At 69.6% G+C, this 16917-nt stretch carries 16 protein-coding genes; 5 read left to right on the top strand and 11 right to left on the bottom strand.

Going from position 1 to position 16917, the window contains the following annotated elements:
- Positions 1-3: 3 nt before the first annotated feature.
- Together BLW00_RS05165 and BLW00_RS24400 are read right to left on the bottom strand one after the other, a co-directional pair.
- Positions 4-867, bottom strand: a complete 864-nt coding sequence (locus BLW00_RS05165; protein ID WP_092550101.1) for a DUF3097 domain-containing protein — start codon at positions 865-867, stop codon at positions 4-6.
- Between the two features lie 73 nt (positions 868-940).
- Complete coding sequence (locus BLW00_RS24400) at positions 941-1282, bottom strand: DivIVA domain-containing protein (protein WP_092550098.1); 342 nt, start codon at positions 1280-1282, stop codon at positions 941-943.
- Positions 1283-1399: 117 nt separating this feature from the next.
- On the opposite strand from BLW00_RS24400, the gene BLW00_RS05155 reads away from it, so the two are divergent.
- Positions 1400-2341, top strand: coding sequence for a carbohydrate kinase family protein (locus BLW00_RS05155; RefSeq protein ID WP_092550095.1), 942 nt, complete (start codon positions 1400-1402; stop codon positions 2339-2341).
- A gap of 451 nt (positions 2342-2792) precedes the next feature.
- Here the strand turns inward: BLW00_RS05155 and BLW00_RS05150 are convergent, their stop codons facing one another.
- A complete protein-coding gene (locus BLW00_RS05150) occupies positions 2793-4217 on the bottom strand; it encodes an alpha-hydroxy acid oxidase (protein ID WP_092550092.1) in 1425 nt (474 codons plus the stop codon).
- Positions 4218-4266: 49 nt separating this feature from the next.
- On the bottom strand, positions 4267-5010 hold the full coding sequence (locus BLW00_RS05145; RefSeq protein ID WP_245741273.1) for a FadR/GntR family transcriptional regulator: 744 nt from the start codon (positions 5008-5010) through the stop codon (positions 4267-4269).
- 141 nt (positions 5011-5151) lie between these two features.
- On the opposite strand from BLW00_RS05145, the gene BLW00_RS05140 reads away from it, so the two are divergent.
- Positions 5152-5655: a DUF1707 SHOCT-like domain-containing protein gene (locus BLW00_RS05140; RefSeq protein WP_092550089.1), complete on the top strand. Its 504-nt coding sequence runs from the start codon at positions 5152-5154 to the stop codon at positions 5653-5655.
- On the opposite strand, the gene BLW00_RS05135 is transcribed toward BLW00_RS05140, so the two are convergent.
- The 6 genes from BLW00_RS05135 to BLW00_RS05110 all read right to left on the bottom strand — a co-directional run bounded on the left by BLW00_RS05135 (position 5656) and on the right by BLW00_RS05110 (position 12730).
- Positions 5656-6339 (bottom strand): endonuclease/exonuclease/phosphatase family protein, encoded by a 684-nt coding sequence (locus BLW00_RS05135; protein WP_092550086.1) that lies wholly within the window; start codon positions 6337-6339, stop codon positions 5656-5658. It lies immediately after the preceding gene.
- A 100-nt stretch (positions 6340-6439) separates the two neighbouring features.
- A complete protein-coding gene (locus BLW00_RS05130) occupies positions 6440-7498 on the bottom strand; it encodes a helix-turn-helix domain-containing protein (RefSeq protein WP_139256632.1) in 1059 nt (352 codons plus the stop codon).
- A 125-nt stretch (positions 7499-7623) separates the two neighbouring features.
- On the bottom strand, positions 7624-9051 hold the full coding sequence (locus BLW00_RS05125; RefSeq protein WP_092550080.1) for a rhamnulokinase: 1428 nt from the start codon (positions 9049-9051) through the stop codon (positions 7624-7626).
- 9 nt (positions 9052-9060) lie between these two features.
- Positions 9061-11097 carry a bifunctional aldolase/short-chain dehydrogenase gene (locus tag BLW00_RS05120; protein WP_092550077.1) on the bottom strand — a complete coding sequence of 679 codons (2037 nt, stop codon included), beginning with the start codon at positions 11095-11097 and terminating at the stop codon, positions 9061-9063.
- 179 nt (positions 11098-11276) lie between these two features.
- Positions 11277-12020, bottom strand: a complete 744-nt coding sequence (locus tag BLW00_RS05115) for a DeoR/GlpR family DNA-binding transcription regulator (protein ID WP_092550074.1) — start codon at positions 12018-12020, stop codon at positions 11277-11279.
- Positions 12017-12730: a GntR family transcriptional regulator gene (locus tag BLW00_RS05110; RefSeq protein ID WP_092550070.1), complete on the bottom strand. Its 714-nt coding sequence runs from the start codon at positions 12728-12730 to the stop codon at positions 12017-12019. The genes BLW00_RS05115 and BLW00_RS05110 overlap by 4 nt, the downstream gene beginning before the upstream one ends.
- Before the next feature lie 99 nt (positions 12731-12829).
- Here BLW00_RS05110 and BLW00_RS05105 point away from each other — a divergent pair, with 99 nt between their 5' ends.
- The 3 genes from BLW00_RS05105 to BLW00_RS05095 all read left to right on the top strand — a co-directional run bounded on the left by BLW00_RS05105 (position 12830) and on the right by BLW00_RS05095 (position 15834).
- Positions 12830-13939 (top strand): DUF1989 domain-containing protein, encoded by a 1110-nt coding sequence (locus tag BLW00_RS05105; RefSeq protein WP_092550067.1) that lies wholly within the window; start codon positions 12830-12832, stop codon positions 13937-13939.
- Positions 13932-14555 carry a flavin reductase family protein gene (locus tag BLW00_RS05100; protein WP_217634295.1) on the top strand — a complete coding sequence of 208 codons (624 nt, stop codon included), beginning with the start codon at positions 13932-13934 and terminating at the stop codon, positions 14553-14555. Before BLW00_RS05105 ends, BLW00_RS05100 begins: the two co-directional genes overlap by 8 nt.
- A 94-nt stretch (positions 14556-14649) precedes the next feature.
- Positions 14650-15834 (top strand): nitrate ABC transporter substrate-binding protein, encoded by a 1185-nt coding sequence (locus tag BLW00_RS05095; protein ID WP_092550064.1) that lies wholly within the window; start codon positions 14650-14652, stop codon positions 15832-15834.
- Here BLW00_RS05095 and BLW00_RS05090 read toward each other — a convergent pair whose 3' ends face one another.
- Complete coding sequence (locus BLW00_RS05090) at positions 15835-16779, bottom strand: EamA family transporter (RefSeq protein WP_245741404.1); 945 nt, start codon at positions 16777-16779, stop codon at positions 15835-15837. It abuts the gene before it with no gap.
- Between the last annotated feature and the right edge of the window lie 138 nt (positions 16780-16917).

Raw genomic sequence — 16917 nt, 5'->3', positions numbered from 1 at the left:
GGTCTAGACCGGCTCGGTCACGAAGTCGATCAGCTGCTCCACGCGACCGAGCAGCACCGGCTCGAGATCGGTGTACGTGGTGACCCGGCCCAGGATGCGCTTCCAGGCCCGCGCGATGTCGGCCTGATCGCCGTGCGGCCAGCCGAACGCCTCGCAGATGCCGTGCTTCCACTCGATCGACCGCGGAACCGTCGGCCACGCCTGGATGCCCATCGCCGGCGGCGTCACCGCCTGCCAGATGTCGACGAACGGATGCCCCACCACGGCCACGTGCGCGCCATACGGCCCGCGCGCCACGGCCTCCGCGATCCGGCTCTCCTTCGACCCGGGCACGAGATGGTCGACGAGCACGCCGATGCGGCGTTCGCGGGTGGGCGCGAAGTCGCGCACCACGGCGTCGAGATCATCGACTCCTTCGAGGTACTCCACCACCACGCCCTCGCCGCGGAGGTCGTCGCCCCAGACCTTCTCGACGAGCTCGGCGTCGTGCCGGCCTTCGACGTAGATACGGCTCGGGCGGGCCACGCGGGCGCGCTCGAGCGGAGCCGCGATCGACCCTGAGGCGGTGCGCCGAGGCCCGGCTTCCGCCGCACGCGTGGCCGCCGTCTTGGGGTGCACGAGCTCGACCGCGCGACCCTCGAGCAGGAATCCGGCTCCGAGGGGGAAGACGCGCCGTTTGCCGTGCCGGTCTTCGAGTTCGACGGTTCGGCCCTCGACCCGGGTCACACTGCCGCAGAAGTCGCTCGCGACCTCCTCCACGACCAGATCGAACTCGGCCTCCACCTTCGGCAGGGCGACCGGTGCAGCCCGCCGGTTGTAGGTGGCGAGGACGTCGGAACCGTAGCGGTCGAAGGAGTCAGCGGGCACCGCACAAGGCTACGTGGGGGCACGGCCGCGGGTGCGCATCCGCTGCCGGAGCGTCGCGAGGCGGGTCGTGTCGTTACTCGGTCGTGCCGGCCGGAGGCGACTCGTACGAGCGGAGCGTGACGGCGACGTCGTCCAGCAGGTCGTCGACCTCGCCCTGATCCCACCCAGGGCGGAACTTCGTCTGCGAGAAGCGCTCGTTCACGACCTCGACCGCGGTGAGCAGCTCTGTGCCGGTCAGGTCGCCCCGCTCGTAGGCGCCGATCGTCGCCACCGCACGGTTGAGGAACTCGGACACCTGCTCGCGGTCGTACCCCTCGCGCACCGTGGTCACGGTGAATGCGCGCGAATCGACGTCGGCTGACGTGATCATCACGCCGGTTCGCCCGCCCCCGAAGATCCGGTCGAAGAATCCCATGCGCGTCGCTCCCCTCCGGTGCCGGCGTTCGATGCCGATCGCCGATCACGCGATTTTCGCACACCGGCCCGCCCTACACTGAAACCATCCCGTCCCCGCAGCAGAGAGGCCACCTCCATGCCCGCGACCGTGCTCGCCATCGGAGAATCACTCGTCGACGTGGTCGACGCGCCGGATTCCCAGGGCTCGCCGATCCTCGTCGAGCACCCAGGCGGCTCGCCCATGAACATCGCCTACGGTGCCGCCCGCCTCGGGTTGGCGGTGACGCTCCTCACCGCGGTCGGCCGTGACGCCCGGGGAAGCTCCATCGTGGAGCATCTCGAATCGGCCGGAGTCGTGATCGCGCCGGCATCCATCCGCGACGGCGAGACGTCGTCGGCAACGGCGCACGTGCAGCCCGACGGCTCGGCCCTCTACGACTTCGACCTCCGCTGGTCGCTTCCCGAGGACCTCGAGCTGCCGGCCACCGACATCGTGCACGTGGGCTCGATCGCGGCCTTCCTCGAGCCGGGCGGATCGTCGGTTCTTGCCATCGTGCGCCGGTTGGCGGCGTCGGAGAACGCGCCGGTGATCACCTTCGACCCCAACATGCGCCCGACGATCGTGAGCGATCACGCCTCCGCGCTCGAGCGGTTCGAGGAGCTCGCGCGCGCCACCACTGTGCTGAAGCTGAGCGACGAGGACGCTGTGTGGCTCTATCCGGAGGCGACCGTCGACGAGGCGATCGACCGCATCCTCGCTCTCGGTCCAAAGCTCGTGGCCGTGACGCGCGGTGGCGAGGGTGCGGTGCTGGCGACCCGAGGTGAGCGGCGCTTTGTCACGGGACCGCGGGTCGACGTGGCTGACACGATCGGCGCGGGCGACTCGTTCATGAGCGCCCTGATCTTCCAGCTCGCCGGGATGCTCGGGGAGGGTGTTCCGGTCGCCGCGCTCCGCGACGGATCGGCCTTCGATGCGCAGCGTCTCGCCGCGATCGGGGACTTCGCGGTGCGCTGCGCGGCCATCACGGTCTCGCGGGCCGGCGCGAACCCGCCCCTCCTCGCCGAGGTCACACCCTAGTCCCTCCATTTCGGGAGGAGGAGACGCCCGCCGGGACGGAAAACGGGGTAGGTTCGGCTCTCCTCCTCCCGAAACTGTGCTGCCATCCCGTCTCGTGACGGTATCGGATGATCGCCGATCCGTAGCTGCTCGAGTGGCTTCCGCGATCGGCGTCTTGTTTCGGGAGGAGGAGACGCGGACCGGGGCCGAATAGGGCGTCGGTTCGGCTCAGCTCCTCCCGAAACGTGGCTTCCGCGAGGGCGGTGGTCGCTGTTCGCGGGTAGTCGCCGGCGCGGGGCCGTGGTTCGGGAGGAGGAGACGCGAACGACGCCCGTATTCGGGGTTCGGTGCACGCACGTCCTCCCGAAGGTCCCGGTCGCGGGTCGGGTGTCGATTCGGGCGAACGTGGGAGGCATTGTGCCCATGTACGAGGTCGTTCACGCCCCCGTTCGCCCGAAACGACGGGAGCGCGCTACGCGTCGGCGCCGGTGGCGGCTTCGGTCTTGGTGACGGGCTTGCGTGCGCGGCTCTTCGTCGCCGACGCGGCGGATGTCGCGGACGGCGCCTTTGCGGTCGTCGTGGAAACGGCGGACCGGGGCGCGCGCGCCCGAGCCGCAGCTGCCGCCGCCGGCGCGGCCTCCGCCGCCGCGACGACGACCGGCGCCACCGCCCGCGGGATGAGTCGCTCGAGCTGCGTCACGTGCGACGGGTTGAGCTCCTCGAGCGAGTTCACGCCGAGCAGGCGCATGGTGCGGGCGACCTGGGTGCCGAGGATGTCGATCATCCGGTCGACGCCCTGCCGCCCGCCGGCCATCAGGCCGTAGAGGTAGGCGCGCCCCACCATCGTGAAGCGGGCGCCGAGCGCGACAGAGGCCACGATGTCGGCTCCCGACATGATGCCCGTGTCGAGGTGGATCTCCATGTCCTTGCCGAATTCGCGCGCGACATCCGGCAGCAGGTGGAAGGGGATGGGGGCGCGGTCGAGCTGGCGGCCGCCGTGGTTGGAGAGTGTGATGCCGTCGACGCCCATCTCGGTGAGGCGGCGGGCGTCGGCGATGTTCTGCACGCCCTTCACGACGACCTTGCCCGGCCACTGCGCCTTGATCCACTCGAGGTCGTCGAAGGTGACGGTGGGGTCGAACATCGAGTCGAGCAGTTCGCCCACGGTTCCCGACCAGCGGTCGAGCGAGGCGAAGGCGAGGGGCTCGGTGGTGAGGAAGTTGATCCACCACTCGGGCCGCGGGATGGCGTTCACCACGGTGCCGGCAGTGAGCTGCGGCGGGATGGAGAACCCGTTGCGCTTGTCGCGCAGGCGCGCGCCGGCGACGGGCACGTCGACGGTCACGAGCAGGGTGTCGAAGCCGGCGGCGGCGGCGCGCTCGACCAGCGCCATCGAGCGCGGACGGTCTTTCCACATGTAGAGCTGGAACCAGTTGCGGCCACTCGGGTTCGCCGCCTTCACGTCTTCGATGGCCGTGGTTCCCATGGTCGACAGGGCGAAGGGGATTCCGGCTGCCCCGGCCGCGCCGGCTCCGGCGACCTCGCCCTCGGTCTGCATCATGCGGGTGAACCCGGTGGGCGCGATGCCGAACGGGAGCGACACCGGAGCGCCGAGCACGTCCCATCCGGTGTTCACCGTCGACACGTCGCGCAGGATCGAGGGGTTGAACTGGATGTCTTCGAACGCCTGGCGGGCGCGCTGCAGGCTGATCTCGCCCTCGGCCGCGCCCTCGGTGTAGTCGAAGGCGGCCTTCGGGGTGCGCCGCTTGGCGATGGTGCGCAGGTCGGCGATGGTGAGCGCCGCGTCGAGGCGCCGCTTCTTCGCGTTGAGCTCGGGCGCCTTGAACTGCATGAGCGGAGCGAGGTCTTTGATCTTGGGGATGCGGCGCTGAACCATGGTGTTCCTCTTCGTTCGGTCGGTCGATGGTGACGGTGGCGTGTCGTCGTCAGTCGGGGTGGATGCTCGAGACCTTCGTCTCGGCGTGGTAGGTCTCGATGTGCTGGCGGATGCGCGTGCGCGCGAGATCGGCGTCGTGCGCCTCGATCGCGGCCACGATGCCGCGATGCTCGGCCTTCAGGCGCTCTTCGGTGTCGGGCCAAGAGGGCAGGTTGCCCGCACCGACACGCACATAGCTCTCGATCGAGTCGCGCAGCCCCGCCATCATCGAGGCGATCACCTCGTTGCCGGAGGCGACGGCCAGGGCGAGGTGGAAGGCCTGGTCGAGCGTGAGGTATTCGTCGCGCGTGAGCGGCTCATCCTGTTCCATCGCGTCGAGCAGTTCGAGCGCCGCACCGAGGTCGGGGTGTCGCGCCTCGGCCAGCTCCGCGACCACGGCCGACTCGAGCACGAGGCGCGTCTTCACCACGTCGCGCACGGCGAATCCGTGCGCCGCGACCTGCAGTCGCACGAGCGCCGACATGCCCCCGGTGGGCCGAGCGACGATGATGGCCCCCGACTGCGGGCCCGACCCCGACGCGGTGCGGATCAGCCCGAGCACTTCGAGCACGCGGATCGCCTCCCGCACGCTCGATCGCCCGACGCCGAGCTCGGCGGCGAGGGCACGCTCGGGTGGCAGATGATCGCCGGGCTTGAGGGCGCCGGAGAGCAGATCGCCCTCGATGTGCTGCAGCACGACCTCCCAGGCGCGCGCCGGTTCGATCGGCGCGATGGAAGCGGACTTCGTGCTCACGCGCGCCTCCTGCTCTCGACGGTGTGGTCGGCCAGTGTGGTCGGCCAATGTCGTCGGCCGGTGTGGTCAGACCATGTGGTCAGACCACACTCTAGCAGAGGCGTCTTCCGCGCGAAGGGCTGGATGCGGCATGGTTGACCCATGAGCGACTACACCGACCCCACGACGGCCAGCCAGCGCCTGAGCAACGCCGACCGCGACACGGCCGTGTCGGCTCTCGCCCGCGCGCTCGCCGACGGCCGCATCACCGCCGACGAGTTCACCGAGCGCTCCGCCTCCGCGAAGACCGCCGTCACGCGCGGAGACCTCGCCCCGCTGTTCGCCGACCTGCCCGATCCGGCGATCCAGAGCATCCCGGCCGCCGCCACCGCGCCCGACCCCGATCTCCAGCCGCCGACCGCGTTCCGCGAGCAGCTCTACGACCCGAACGGCGTGCGCCGGGGTGGTTCGAGCCGTCAGCCGCTCGGTGGAACGCTCGGCCGGGTCATCGTGTCGCTCTCGCCATTCGTGGCGCTCGCGCTGTTCTTCCTCTGCGGCTACCTGATCCCCGACGGCTTCCGCTGGTCATGGATCTTCTTCGTGCTCATCCCGGTCGCCGGCATCATCGTCTACGGCGCCGGCTCCCGCCGAGACGACAGCCGCTAGCTAGTCCTCGACGCCGGCCACCACCAGGATCGGCAGATGGTCGCTCTCGCCCTGCGGGAGGGTGTCGATCGAGTCGATGCGGGTGTGGGCGCTCGTCACGAAGTCGAAGTGGCCCTTGAAGTACTTGTAGCGCGCGTAGGTCGGCTTGTCGCTGAAGGAGAGCAGGTAGCCCGACTCCTCCATACGCTCCGAGAGGTTCGCGCGGAACCACGGGTAGTTGTAGTCGCCCACCATGACGGTCGGCAGCCCGGGACCCATCACGCGGAGCGCGCTGTGCGCCGCCGCGATCTGCTTGCGCCGCAGGGAGTTGGATGCGGTGAGCGGTGCCGCGTGGAAGGAGCCCACCAGGATCTCCTTGCCGATCTCCTTGTCGAAGAGCTTCGCAGCGAGCAGCCGCTCGTGGGCCGGCGCCATGACGCGGTCGTGCATCGACTTGCGCAGGGCGAAGACGCGTGTGGCGTGCAGTTCGAAGCGGTCTTCGCGGTAGTAGACGGCGAGACCGAGTCGGTTGGTCTTCGTGGAGTCGGCGAGCACGAGGTGGTCGATCCGTTCCGGGATGTCTTCGGTGTCGCATTCCTGCAGGCACATGACGTCGACGTCGTACAGTCGCGACAGATCCCGGAGTTCCCCGCTCGCGTGATGTTTCCGCAGGTTGTAACTGACGATGTTCAGTTCGCGTCCCATCTTCGTTCTTGCTGCACCTTCTCTAGCGTCCATGCCGTGTGGTCAGTGTTGCCGTTACTCAGGTGCACCCGGATACCCCCGTGGTGCTCGGTGCGTTTACTCAGGACACGCCCTCGCTCCGCAATTCTGGCACGTTCCGCCCGGATTCGACCTGTGTCCGTCGTGAGTACTCGCCGGGAGCCATCCCGACGGCTCGCGCGAAGTCGCGGCTGAAGTGCGCCTGGTCGGCGTAGCCCAGTTCGGCGGCCAGGCCGGCGAGACCCGCACCGTCGTGAGCGCCGCCGCTCTCGCGCAGGCGCGCGGCCGCATCCTGGAGTCGCTGGCGCTGCAACAGCCACTTCGGATTCATGCCCACGAACTCGGCCGTGAGCCGCTGCAGGCTGCGAACACCGAGACCGAACCGGGTGGCCAGTTCGTCGACGGTGCGGAGCTCGGGCTCGGTCTCCACGGCGTGCACGATCTCGTTGATCACCGCGCCCCGCGCTGCATCGAGCCGAAGCCCCCGCAGCCACTGCTCGAAGGCGGCGATCATGCCGGTGTCGTCGTCGTGGAGCGAACGGATGCGCGCCGCGAGTGCGGCACCGCTTGTCACCAGGCCGTCGAGCGGCGCCGGCGCTTCGGACAGGCTCGCCACGGTGCGTTCGGTCCCGAGCGGGCCGACCGAGGTGGTGTCCTCGTGCCCGCCCGCCGTCGCTCCGGCCCGGGCCCGGCCCCCGGCTTCGCGGCGCGCGTCCAGCAGCGCGCGTGCCGTTCCCGGCTGGAGCATCACGCCGAACGCCCACCCCGTGCCCTCCAGCGTGCGCGACCCGACGCCCCGGGCCAGGCCGAAGAGGGCCGCGTAGCCGTCGCTCACCACGAGGTTGCAGGTGGCATACTGCAGCAGCAGCTCCTCGTGCGTCTGGCCGGGCGGAAGGCTCCAGCGCGGAATCCAGTAGTGCCGCACGAACGCCGCGAGGTCGGCGCTCGGCCGATATCGGTCGAGCCGCACCACGGGTGCTGATTCTGCCGGGAACAGTATGCCCCGGCTCACGACCGGCGCGTCGTGCCCGTCGCTCGTGCTGCCGGCCGCGCGGGCCCGCGCATCCGCTCCGTCGTCGGCTGTGACCGGCGTGCCGGCCCGCGCATCCGCTCCGCCGTCGGCGCCCACCTCAGCATTCACGCCGCCACCCTACCCGTGCCGCTCGCGCGTTTCGGGAGGAGGAGAGCGCAACCGGCGCCCATAACGCCCTCGGTTGCGCTCTCCTCCTCCCGAAATCACGCAGGAGTCGGGCAGGGGCGTTCGGGTCAGCGCACCGCCGGCTCGTAGCGCACGGGGGAGAAGGTCTTCGCCACGATCGCGCGCAAGCCCTCGAGTGACGTGTCGCCCGCGATCAGGCCCTGTGCGCGCGCCTGCACCAGCACGTTGCCCACTGCGGTCGCCTCGACCGGCCCGGCGAGCACCGGCAGACCGGTGCGATCGGCGGTGAGCTGACACAGCAGCGCGTTCTGCGAGCCGCCGCCCACCACGTGGATCACCGAGACCTGCTTGCCCGAGAGGGCCGCAGCGGTCTCGATCGACCTGGCATAGGCATCCGCAAGGCTCTCGAGGATGCTGCGCACGAACTCGGCTCGACTCTGCGGGGCGACCAGGCCGTGTTCGGTGCACCACGCTGCGATGCGGGCGGGCATGTCGCCGGGCGCGACGAAACGCGCGTCGGCCGCGTCGAACACCGGCACCGGCGCGTCGACGGTTGCGGCCGCGTGGAGGAGTGTCGGCAGATCGATCTGCTCGCCGCCCCGCTCCCAGCTGCGCACCGATTCCGAGAGCAGCCAGAGCCCCGAGACGTTCTGCAGGTAGCGGATGCGCCCGTCGACGCCGCCCTCGTTCGTGAAGTTGGCGGCGCGGCTGTCCTCGGAGACCACAGGATGCTCGAGCTCCACTCCCACGAGCGACCAGGTGCCGCTCGAGATGTAGGCGAAGTCGGGGCCGGTGGCCGGAACCGCGACGACGGCCGATGCCGTGTCGTGCGAGCCCACGGCACTCACCGGGAGCGCGCGCGAAGCCCCGAGCTCGGCGGCGACCGCGGGCACCAGGGTGCCGACCGTCGATCCGGGGGCGACGATCTCGGGGAAGATGCCGCGCGGCAGTCCGAGGCGCCGGATCAACTCCTCGTCCCACCCGCCCGTGTGCACGTTCAGGAGGCCCGTCGTGGAGGCGTTGGTCTGCTCGGCGCGCTGCGCGCCGGTGAGCCAGTAGCCGATCAGGTCGGGGATGAGCAACATCGACTGCGCCGCCCCGAGCGATCCGGCCAGCTGCTCGGCGGCGAGCTGATAGAGCGTGTTGAACGGCAGGAACTGCAGACCGTTCGCGGCGTAGAGGTCGGCGGGCCCGACGATGGTGTGGGTCGCGTCGACCCCCGCCGCCGTGCGGTCGTCGCGGTAGTGATAGGGGTTGCCGAGCATCCGTCCGTCGCGGATCAGGGCGTAGTCGACCGCCCAGGAGTCGATGCCGATGCTGCGCACATCCGGTTCCTCGCGGAGTGCCGAGCCGAGGCCCACGACGACGTTGCGGTAGAGCTCGAGGATGTTCCAGTGCAGGCCGTCGAGCACGCGCACGGGGTTGTTCGGGAACCGCGCGACCGGAACGAGCCGCAGCTCGTCGTGCCCCACGTACCCGAGCATGACCCGCCCACTCGTGGCGCCGAGATCGACCGCGGCGACTGCTGCTGTCATGCCCGGAGCCTAGCGGAGGAAGGCGGCGGCGACGCCGGCGTCGACCGGGATGTGGAGGCCCGTCGTGTGAGTGAGATCGGAGCCGGTGAGCACGGCCACGGCGTTCGCCACGTTCTCGGGCAGCACCTCGCGCTTGAGCAGGGTGCGCTGGGCGTAGTAGGCGCCGAGCTCCTCCTCGGGCACGCCGTAGACCGCGGCGCGCTTGGCGCCCCAGCCGCCGGCGAAGATGCCGGAGCCGCGCACGACGCCGTCGGGGTTGATGCCGTTCACCTTCACGCCGTACTCGCCGAGCTCGGCGGCCAGGAGTCGCACCTGGTGGGCCTGGTCGGCCTTCGTCGCCGAGTAGGCGATGTTGTTCGGGCCGGCGAAGACCGAGTTCTTCGACGAGATGTAGATGATGTCGCCACCCATCTCCTGCTCGATCAAGACGCGGGCGGCGGCCTTCGAGACGAGGAAGGAGCCCTTGGCCATCACGTCGTGCTGCAGGTCCCAGTCGGCTTCGGTGGTCTCGAGCAAGGGCTTCGAGATCGAGAGGCCCGCGTTGTTGACCACGAGGTCGAGCCCGCCGAACTGCAGCAGGGCGGCGCGGATGCCGGCCTCGATCTCGGCCTCGCTGGTCACGTTCGCCTGCACGCCGATCGCGACATCCGTTCCGCCGAGCTCGGCTGCGGCCGCCTGGGCCTTCGACAGGTCGAGGTCGGCGATGACGACGCAGGCGCCCTCGGCGGCCAGACGCGTGGCGATGGCCTTGCCGATTCCGGATGCCGCGCCGGTGACGAGGGCGACGCGGGTGGCGTGCGACTTCGGCTTCGGCAGGCGCTGGAGCTTGGCCTCCTCGAGGGCCCAGTACTCGATGCGGAACTTCTCGGCCTCGTCGATCGGCGCGTAGGTGCTGAGCGACTCGGCGCCTCGCATCACGTTGATGGCGTTGATGTAGAACTCGCCGGCCACGCGTGCGGTCTGCTTGTTGGCGCCGTAGGAGAACATCCCGACGCCGGGGATCAGCACGATCGCCGGGTCGGCGCCACGCATCGCGGGGGAGTCGGGCGAGGCGTTGCGCTCGTAGTAGGCGGCGTAGTCGGCGCGGTACTCGGCGTGCAGCTCCTTGAGGCGCGCGATCGAGTCCTCGACGCTGGCGTCGGCCGGCAGGTCGAGCACGAGGGGCTTCACCTTGGTGCGCAGGAAGTGATCGGGGCAGCTGGTGCCGAGGGCGGCGAGGCGCGGGTGCTCGGCGCTGGCGAGGAAGTCGAGCACGACGGATGCGTCGGTGAAGGAGCCGACCTGCGCCTTGTCGGTGGAGGCGAGCCCGCGGATGGTGGGCGCAAGGGCGGCCGCCTTGGCGCGGCGTTCGGCCTCGTCGAGCGCACCGTAGCCCTCGAGCGCGGGACCGAAGGGCTCGGGCGCCCCGTTCTCGGCGATGTAGGCCTCGGCCGTGCGGATGATCCAGAGCGAGTTGGCCTCGGCCTCGTCGCTGGTGTCGCCCCACGCGGTGATGCCGTGACCGCCCAGGATCGTGCCGATCGCATCCGGGTTCTGCTTCTTGATCTCGGCGATGTCGAGGCCGAGCTGGAAGCCGGGACGGCGCCACGGCACCCAGACGACCTTGTCGCCGAAAATCTTCGCGGTCAGCTCTCCACCGTCGGCCGCGGTGGCGACGGCGATGCCGGAGTCGGGGTGCAGGTGGTCGACGTGGGCGGCATCCACGAGGCCGTGCATCGCGGTGTCGATGCTGGGCGCCGCGCCGCCCTTGCCGAAGAGCGTGTAGTCGAAGGCGGCCACCATCTCGTCTTCGCGGTCGACCCCGGGGTAGACGTTCACGAGTGAACGAAGGCGGTCGACGCGGAGCACGGCGAGGCCTTCCTCCTTGAGGGTGCCGAGGTCGCCACCCGACCCCTTCACCCACATCAGCTCGACCTCCTCGCCCGTCACCGGGTCGACCTCGAGGCCCTTGGCGGAGGTGTTGCCGCCGGCGTAGTTGGTGTTCTTCGGGTCGGAACCGAGGCGGTTCGAGCGCGCGATGAGCGCGGCGGCAGCGGGGGACGTCATTGAGGGCTCCGTCGAGTGTCAGATTGTGTGAACTTCACAAAACATAACAGGAGCTCCTCCGGTCGTCAATGACGGCCAGGTGAACGCGGAAAGGCGGATTGCCCGTTCGAAACGGCAAACCTGCTCGCAACCGCGCCCGGTACAGGCTCGCTTTGCCCCAGGATTGCTGAACTGAACGGTCAGCGGAGCTCGACGAGCGGGCGGAGGGCGTCGAGGCGGGAGTCGGCGGGGTCGAGCTCGGTGACGACGATCGAGATCTGCGCCCAGGCGATGGCGACGGCGGTCGCGCGTCGTTCGAGCTTGGCCGAGTTGATCAGCAGCACGGTCTCGCGGGAGGCTCGTACGAGTTCGCGCTTCACCTGCGCCTCGTCGATGATGGTCTCGCTCGTGCCGTGCTCGACGTCGGCTGCGGAGGCCGAGGTGAAGAAGCGGTCGTAGTTGAGCATCGCGGCGGCGGCGCAAGCGATGGGCCCCACGAAACTGTCGGTGCGCGGCTCCAGCTCGCCGCCGAGGAGGATGGCGCGGGCACCGCGCACGGCCCGGGCACGCTCGTGGTTGTGGGCCGAGTTGGTGGCGATCACGAGGTCGTCGACGGTGCGCAGCTGGCTCAAGAGATGACCGGATGTCGAGGAGGCATCGACCGCGATCGTGCCGCTGGTGGGCACCAGGTCGAGCGCCTTGCGGGCGATCTCGGTCTTGGCTGCGTCGTCGACGCCTTGCCGCTCGTCGAAGGAGCGCGCCTTCACGGTCGCCACTGCGCCCCCGCGCACGCGCACGACGACTCCCTCGCGCTCGAGGGCTTCGAGGTCGCGCCGCACGGTCATGGTCGACACCCCGAGCTCGGCCGCAGACTCCTCGAGCCGGATGACGCCGTGCTGCTCCAGCCGCCCGAGCAGCCGCTCGCGTCGTTCCGCGCCGATCACCGCGCCGCCCGGCCGCCGGTGTAACGGCCGAGGATGTCGGCCAGCCCCGCTGGCTCGTCGACCTCGGTGTCGTGCAGGGCGCGGTCCTCGACCGAAGCGATATGGGCATCCACGATCCGCTCGGCGGCCACCCCGTCTCCTGCGCGAAAGGCGTCCAGCAATTGACGATGCTCGGCGAGACTGTCGTCCTGCGGGTGGGCCTGCCCGTAGACGGCGAGGATGAGGGTCGTGCGCCCGAGTACCTCGAACACATAGCGACGTAACAGCGAGTTGCCCGTCATCTCGGCGAGGCGCAGGTGGAACTCGGCGCCCAGTCGCACCGACAGCTTGTGATTGCGGGAGTCGGACGCCTGCCGCTCGGCCTCGATGTGCTCCGACAGCGTCGCATCCAGGTCGTCGTTCCAGCGCAGCGCGACCAACCGCACGACCTCGCGCTCGAGCGCCCGTCGAACCTCGAAGGCCTCGACGGCGTCTTCGGGACTCGGCTGCGCGACGGTGGCCGACTTCGTCTTGCCCACGTCGACCAGCCCTTCGGCGGCCAGCCGGGCGAGGGCCGCCCGAACCAAGGTGCGGCTCACGCCGAAGTGGTTGCCGAGGTCTTCTTCGGGCAGTTTCGTGCCGGGTTTCAGGGCGTTCTCCATGATCGCCTCCCGTAATGCGGCATAAGCCGTGGTGCTGCGACTCAGCGCGCTGGCTTCGGGGGTGGGCATGAGGAAAGTATACGGGCCAGCTCTCGCGCCATCGCCGGAAACGGATACGAAACATAAAGTTTACGTATACTGAAAAGCTCCGTACTGCATACTTAACTCATGTCCGACACTCTTCTCCGCACCTCCCTCGCACTCAACCGTCAGCAGCGCGAATTGCTCGAGCGCAGCATCACCCTGGGCGAAGCCGACGATCTCTCCGGCCTCCTGAGGCGCGCCGTCGCCGAGTCGGCTTCAGGCGCACTCTCCCGGTTCCCGGTGCCGGCGGTATCGGGAAGGCCGGACCGGTGGCGCGACCGAGTGGCGCAGAGCGCCAGAGCCGAACGCGAGCTGCTCGAGGAGTTCGTGCTCGAGCCCGGCACCGGCAAGGCCGTCGAGGTGCGGGCCGGCGAGGTGTTGCGCATCGAGCAGATCGAGGGCGCTCAGTGCGTCGACTTCAACTGCTTCAACCTGCACGACTACCGCGAGTTCTTCCACACCGGGCGCACGCGCACACTCCACGGCATCAACCCCGGTGCCGGCGACTTCCTCTGGTCGTCGCCGCCGCGCGAACGGGCGATGATGTTCATCCTCACCGACACCGTGCACTGCAACGACGTCGTCTTCCCGCGCTGCAGCGCCAACCTCTACGAGACCGCCTACGGGTTCGCTGCGCACACGAACTGCGCCGACATCCAGGCCGAGGCGCAGCGCGAATACGGGCTCACGCCCGACGACGTGCACGACTCGTTCAACTTCTTCATGGCGACATCCGTCGACGACGGGATGCCGGGCATCCACCATCAGTCGTCTCAGCCCGGCGACCACGTCGAGCTTCTCGCCGTGATGGACGTGCTGGCCGTGCCGAACATCTGCGGCGCCGACGTGATGAAGACCAGCAACTTCTCGATCAAGCCCGTGCTGGTGCAGCGGTTTCGGGCGTCGGAAGCCGATCTCGACGCTGTGCCGCCCCTCGTCGCCTACGACACGCAGCGAACGGTTGAGCAGTTCCGGCAACCCGCCATCCGGGTCGAGCGCGAACTCACCCGTGACCCCGACTACCGACCACACTTCGTGAACACGCCGATCGCCTACGAGGCGATCGAGGTGCAGCTCGACGCGACCACCGAGGCGGAGTTCGCCGGCCTGTGGCGGCGTGACCTCTACGCCGACCGCGAGGGGGCGCTGCGCGACGTGCTGTTGTCGTGGTGGGCGGCGACCCACCGTGCCTGACATCGACTTCGGCGCGATCGACGACTACGCGCGCTACAAGTTGATGGCCTCGTTGATCGTGCCCCGGCCCATCGCCTTCGTCACCACCCTCGACCGAAGCGGGGTGGTGAACGCGGCGCCGTTCAGCATGTTCTGCATGCTCGGCGAGGAGCCGCCTCTGCTGCTCATCAGCCTCAATCGATCAGCGGATGCCCGACGTGACACCGCCCGCAACATCGACGCGAGCGGGGAATTCGTCGTGCACATGGTCGACGAGGAGCTGGCCGAAGCGGCCGATCGGTGCAGCGACTCGCTGCCGCACGGCATCAGCGAACTGGATGCGGTGGGTCTGTCGACGCGCGCCTCGCTCGTCGTCGCGCCTCCGACCGTCGCGGCGGCGCCCGTGGCATTCGAGTGCGTGTTGCACGAGAAGATCGACACGACCAGTCGCGAGATCTTCATCGGCCGGATCGTCTCGCTCCACACCCGGGACGACCTCGTCGACACCGAGGCTTGGCGCGTGCGGTTGGCCGACTACGCTCCCGTCGCCCGCTTCGGCGCGAGTTTCTACACCACGACCCGTGACCGCTTCACGCTGCGCGGCGCGCCCGTCTCCACCGCCGTCGACGAGCTCTGACGGGGCCGCCTCGCCCCGATTCGTCCCACATCCCACATCCGCACGTCCCGCACCGTCCGTCCCGCACCATCCGCCCCTCACCGAAGGAGATGCCATGCCCCGCACCCGATCCACTCTCATCCGATCCACCCTCGCAGCCGGCGCGTTGTTCGCCACGGTCGCCTCGTTCAGCGGATGCGCCGCCGGGGCGGCGGGCTCCGGCTCGGCTTCCGGCTCCGCGTCCGACCTCACCATCGGCTCCGTCGACCTCTCCGGCGTGTGCCCGGCGACCGTGGTGATCCAGACCGATTGGAACCCCGAGGCCGAACAGGGCAACCTCTACCAACTGATCGGGCCCGACGCCACGATCGACGCCACGACGAAGGCGGTCTCAGGGCCGTTGTTCGCGAGCGGTGAGTACACCGGAGTGAACGTGGAAGTGCGCTCCGGCGGCCCCGCGATCGGCTTCCAGACCGTCACCAGCCAGCAGTACGCCGACCCCGACATCACGCTCGGCTACGCCAACACCGACGAGGCCGTGCAGCTCTCGGCCGACATGCCCACCACGGCCGTGTTCGCGCCGTTCGAGGTCGGTCCGCAGATCATCATGTGGGATCCGGCGACCTACCCCGACGTGAAGACCATCGCCGACCTCGGCAAGACGGATGCTTTCGTGCGCTACTTCGGCGGCTCGGCGTACATGGAGTACCTGATGGGCAGCGGCATCCTGCCGGCGTCGCACGTCGACGGCGGGTACGACGGAACGCCGGCAAGCTTCGTGGCCGCCGACGGCGCCGACGCCCAGCAGGGCTTCGCCACCGTGGAGCCCTATGTCTACGAGAACGAGTTGCCCGAATGGGGCAAGCCGGTGGCGTTCCAGCTGATCCACGATGCCGGGTACCCGATCTACGCCTCGGCGCTCTCGGTGCGCACCGGCGACCTCGATGACCTCTCGCCCTGTCTCACGAAGCTGGTGCCGGTCATCCAGCAGGCCACGGTGGAGTATTACTCCGACCCGACGGCCACCAACGACCTGATCCTCAAGGCCGTGGACGAGTTCGACAACGGTTGGGTGTACACCCCCGGTGTGGCTGCGTACTCGGTGAAGGCGCAGAAGGATCTGGGCCTCGTGGGTAATGGGCCAGATGACACCGTCGGCAACTTCGACCTCGAGCGGGTGCAGAAGATCATCGACATCACGACGCCGCTGTTCACCGATCTGGGCGCGCCGCCTGCCGATGGACTCACGCCGGACGACATCGTCACGAACGAGTTCATCGATCCGTCCATCGGCTTCTGATCAGGGGGTGATCTCGGCGACGTGCTCGAGGTCGGGCTTCGGGCCGCGGTCGCGTTGGGTGGCGATCGCGGTCCCGGCCGCCACGCAGACGATCGCGATGGCCACGACCTCGAGCACGGTGAACTGTTCGCTCAGGATGAGCCACCCGAAGACCGCCGCCACGACCGGGCCGAATGCCGTGATGATGGCGTAGAGGCGGGGGGTGATCCGTCGCAGGATGAAGGTGTCGAGACTGTAGGGCAGCGCCGACGACAGGATGCCCACGCCCACCAGCAGCGCGAGCACGCGCCCGTCGATCACCGTGACATCCACGGTGGCGACCGCGAGCGGCAGCAGGATGACGAGACTCACGATGCCCGCGACGGTCAGCCCTTCGAGACCGGGCAGCCGGGTCGCGACCCGGCGCGTGAGCACGATGTAGGCCGCCCAGGCGGCGGCGGCCGTGAGCGCGAGCGCGATTCCCCAGACGTCGACCGTGCCGTCGAACCCGGTGAGCAGGAACACGCCGCCGCCGGCGGCGACGGCGCAGATCACGTCGAGGAGGCGGCGGGAGGTGACGAGCGCCAGCGTGAGCGGGCCGAGGAACTCGATCGTCGCGGCGATGCCGAGGCCGAGCAGATGCACCGCCTGGTAGAACGAGAGGTTCATGACCGCCAGCGCGACGCCGAGGGCGATCGCCGGCCAGAGTCGCCGCCAGGTGAGCTCCGACCGCCTCGGGCGGTAGAACGGCAGGACTGCGGCGGCCATCACCAGCTGCCGGGCGGCCACCACGACGGGTGCTCCTACGATCGGGATCACGAGGCCGGCGAGGGCCGAGCCGAGGTTGATGCTCACTTCGGTGCCGAGCTGAGTCGCCGCGCCCGCGGTGCGCCGGCGGGCCGCCGTCGATCGAGCCGCGCTACCGGCGCTCGCCGCAGCGCCGCCCGCGCGCATCCGCTCCTCCATCACCCCTCGACCCTACGGCACCCCCACCCGCCGCCGATCGCCGTTCATCCGCACGCTTTGGCGCATCCCGTCGCCCGCATTCTGCGAAAACGTGCGGGTGAGCGCAGAGGGGCGGAGCGGCGCGGAGCGCGCAACGAA

Source organism: Herbiconiux ginsengi (assembly GCF_900107435.1).
GTDB classification, from domain to species: Bacteria; Actinomycetota; Actinomycetes; order Actinomycetales; family Microbacteriaceae; genus Herbiconiux; species Herbiconiux ginsengi.
The sequence above is the reverse complement of the archived record's forward strand: the minus strand, read 5'-3'. Positions and strand labels throughout refer to the sequence as shown.

Coding starts and splice junctions, on each gene's coding strand:
- BLW00_RS05110 (WP_092550070.1), bottom strand. CDS start 12,730: ATGCCCACCCCCGAAGCCAGCGCGCTGAGTCGCAGCACCACGGCTTAT.
- BLW00_RS05150 (WP_092550092.1), bottom strand. CDS start 4,217: ATGGTTCAGCGCCGCATCCCCAAGATCAAAGACCTCGCTCCGCTCATG.
- BLW00_RS05120 (WP_092550077.1), bottom strand. CDS start 11,097: ATGACGTCCCCCGCTGCCGCCGCGCTCATCGCGCGCTCGAACCGCCTC.
- BLW00_RS05140 (WP_092550089.1), top strand. CDS start 5,152: ATGAGCGACTACACCGACCCCACGACGGCCAGCCAGCGCCTGAGCAAC.
- BLW00_RS05135 (WP_092550086.1), bottom strand. CDS start 6,339: ATGGGACGCGAACTGAACATCGTCAGTTACAACCTGCGGAAACATCAC.
- BLW00_RS05105 (WP_092550067.1), top strand. CDS start 12,830: ATGTCCGACACTCTTCTCCGCACCTCCCTCGCACTCAACCGTCAGCAG.
- BLW00_RS05095 (WP_092550064.1), top strand. CDS start 14,650: ATGCCCCGCACCCGATCCACTCTCATCCGATCCACCCTCGCAGCCGGC.
- BLW00_RS05090 (WP_245741404.1), bottom strand. CDS start 16,779: ATGGAGGAGCGGATGCGCGCGGGCGGCGCTGCGGCGAGCGCCGGTAGC.
- BLW00_RS05155 (WP_092550095.1), top strand. CDS start 1,400: ATGCCCGCGACCGTGCTCGCCATCGGAGAATCACTCGTCGACGTGGTC.
- BLW00_RS24400 (WP_092550098.1), bottom strand. CDS start 1,282: ATGGGATTCTTCGACCGGATCTTCGGGGGCGGGCGAACCGGCGTGATG.
- BLW00_RS05125 (WP_092550080.1), bottom strand. CDS start 9,051: ATGACAGCAGCAGTCGCCGCGGTCGATCTCGGCGCCACGAGTGGGCGG.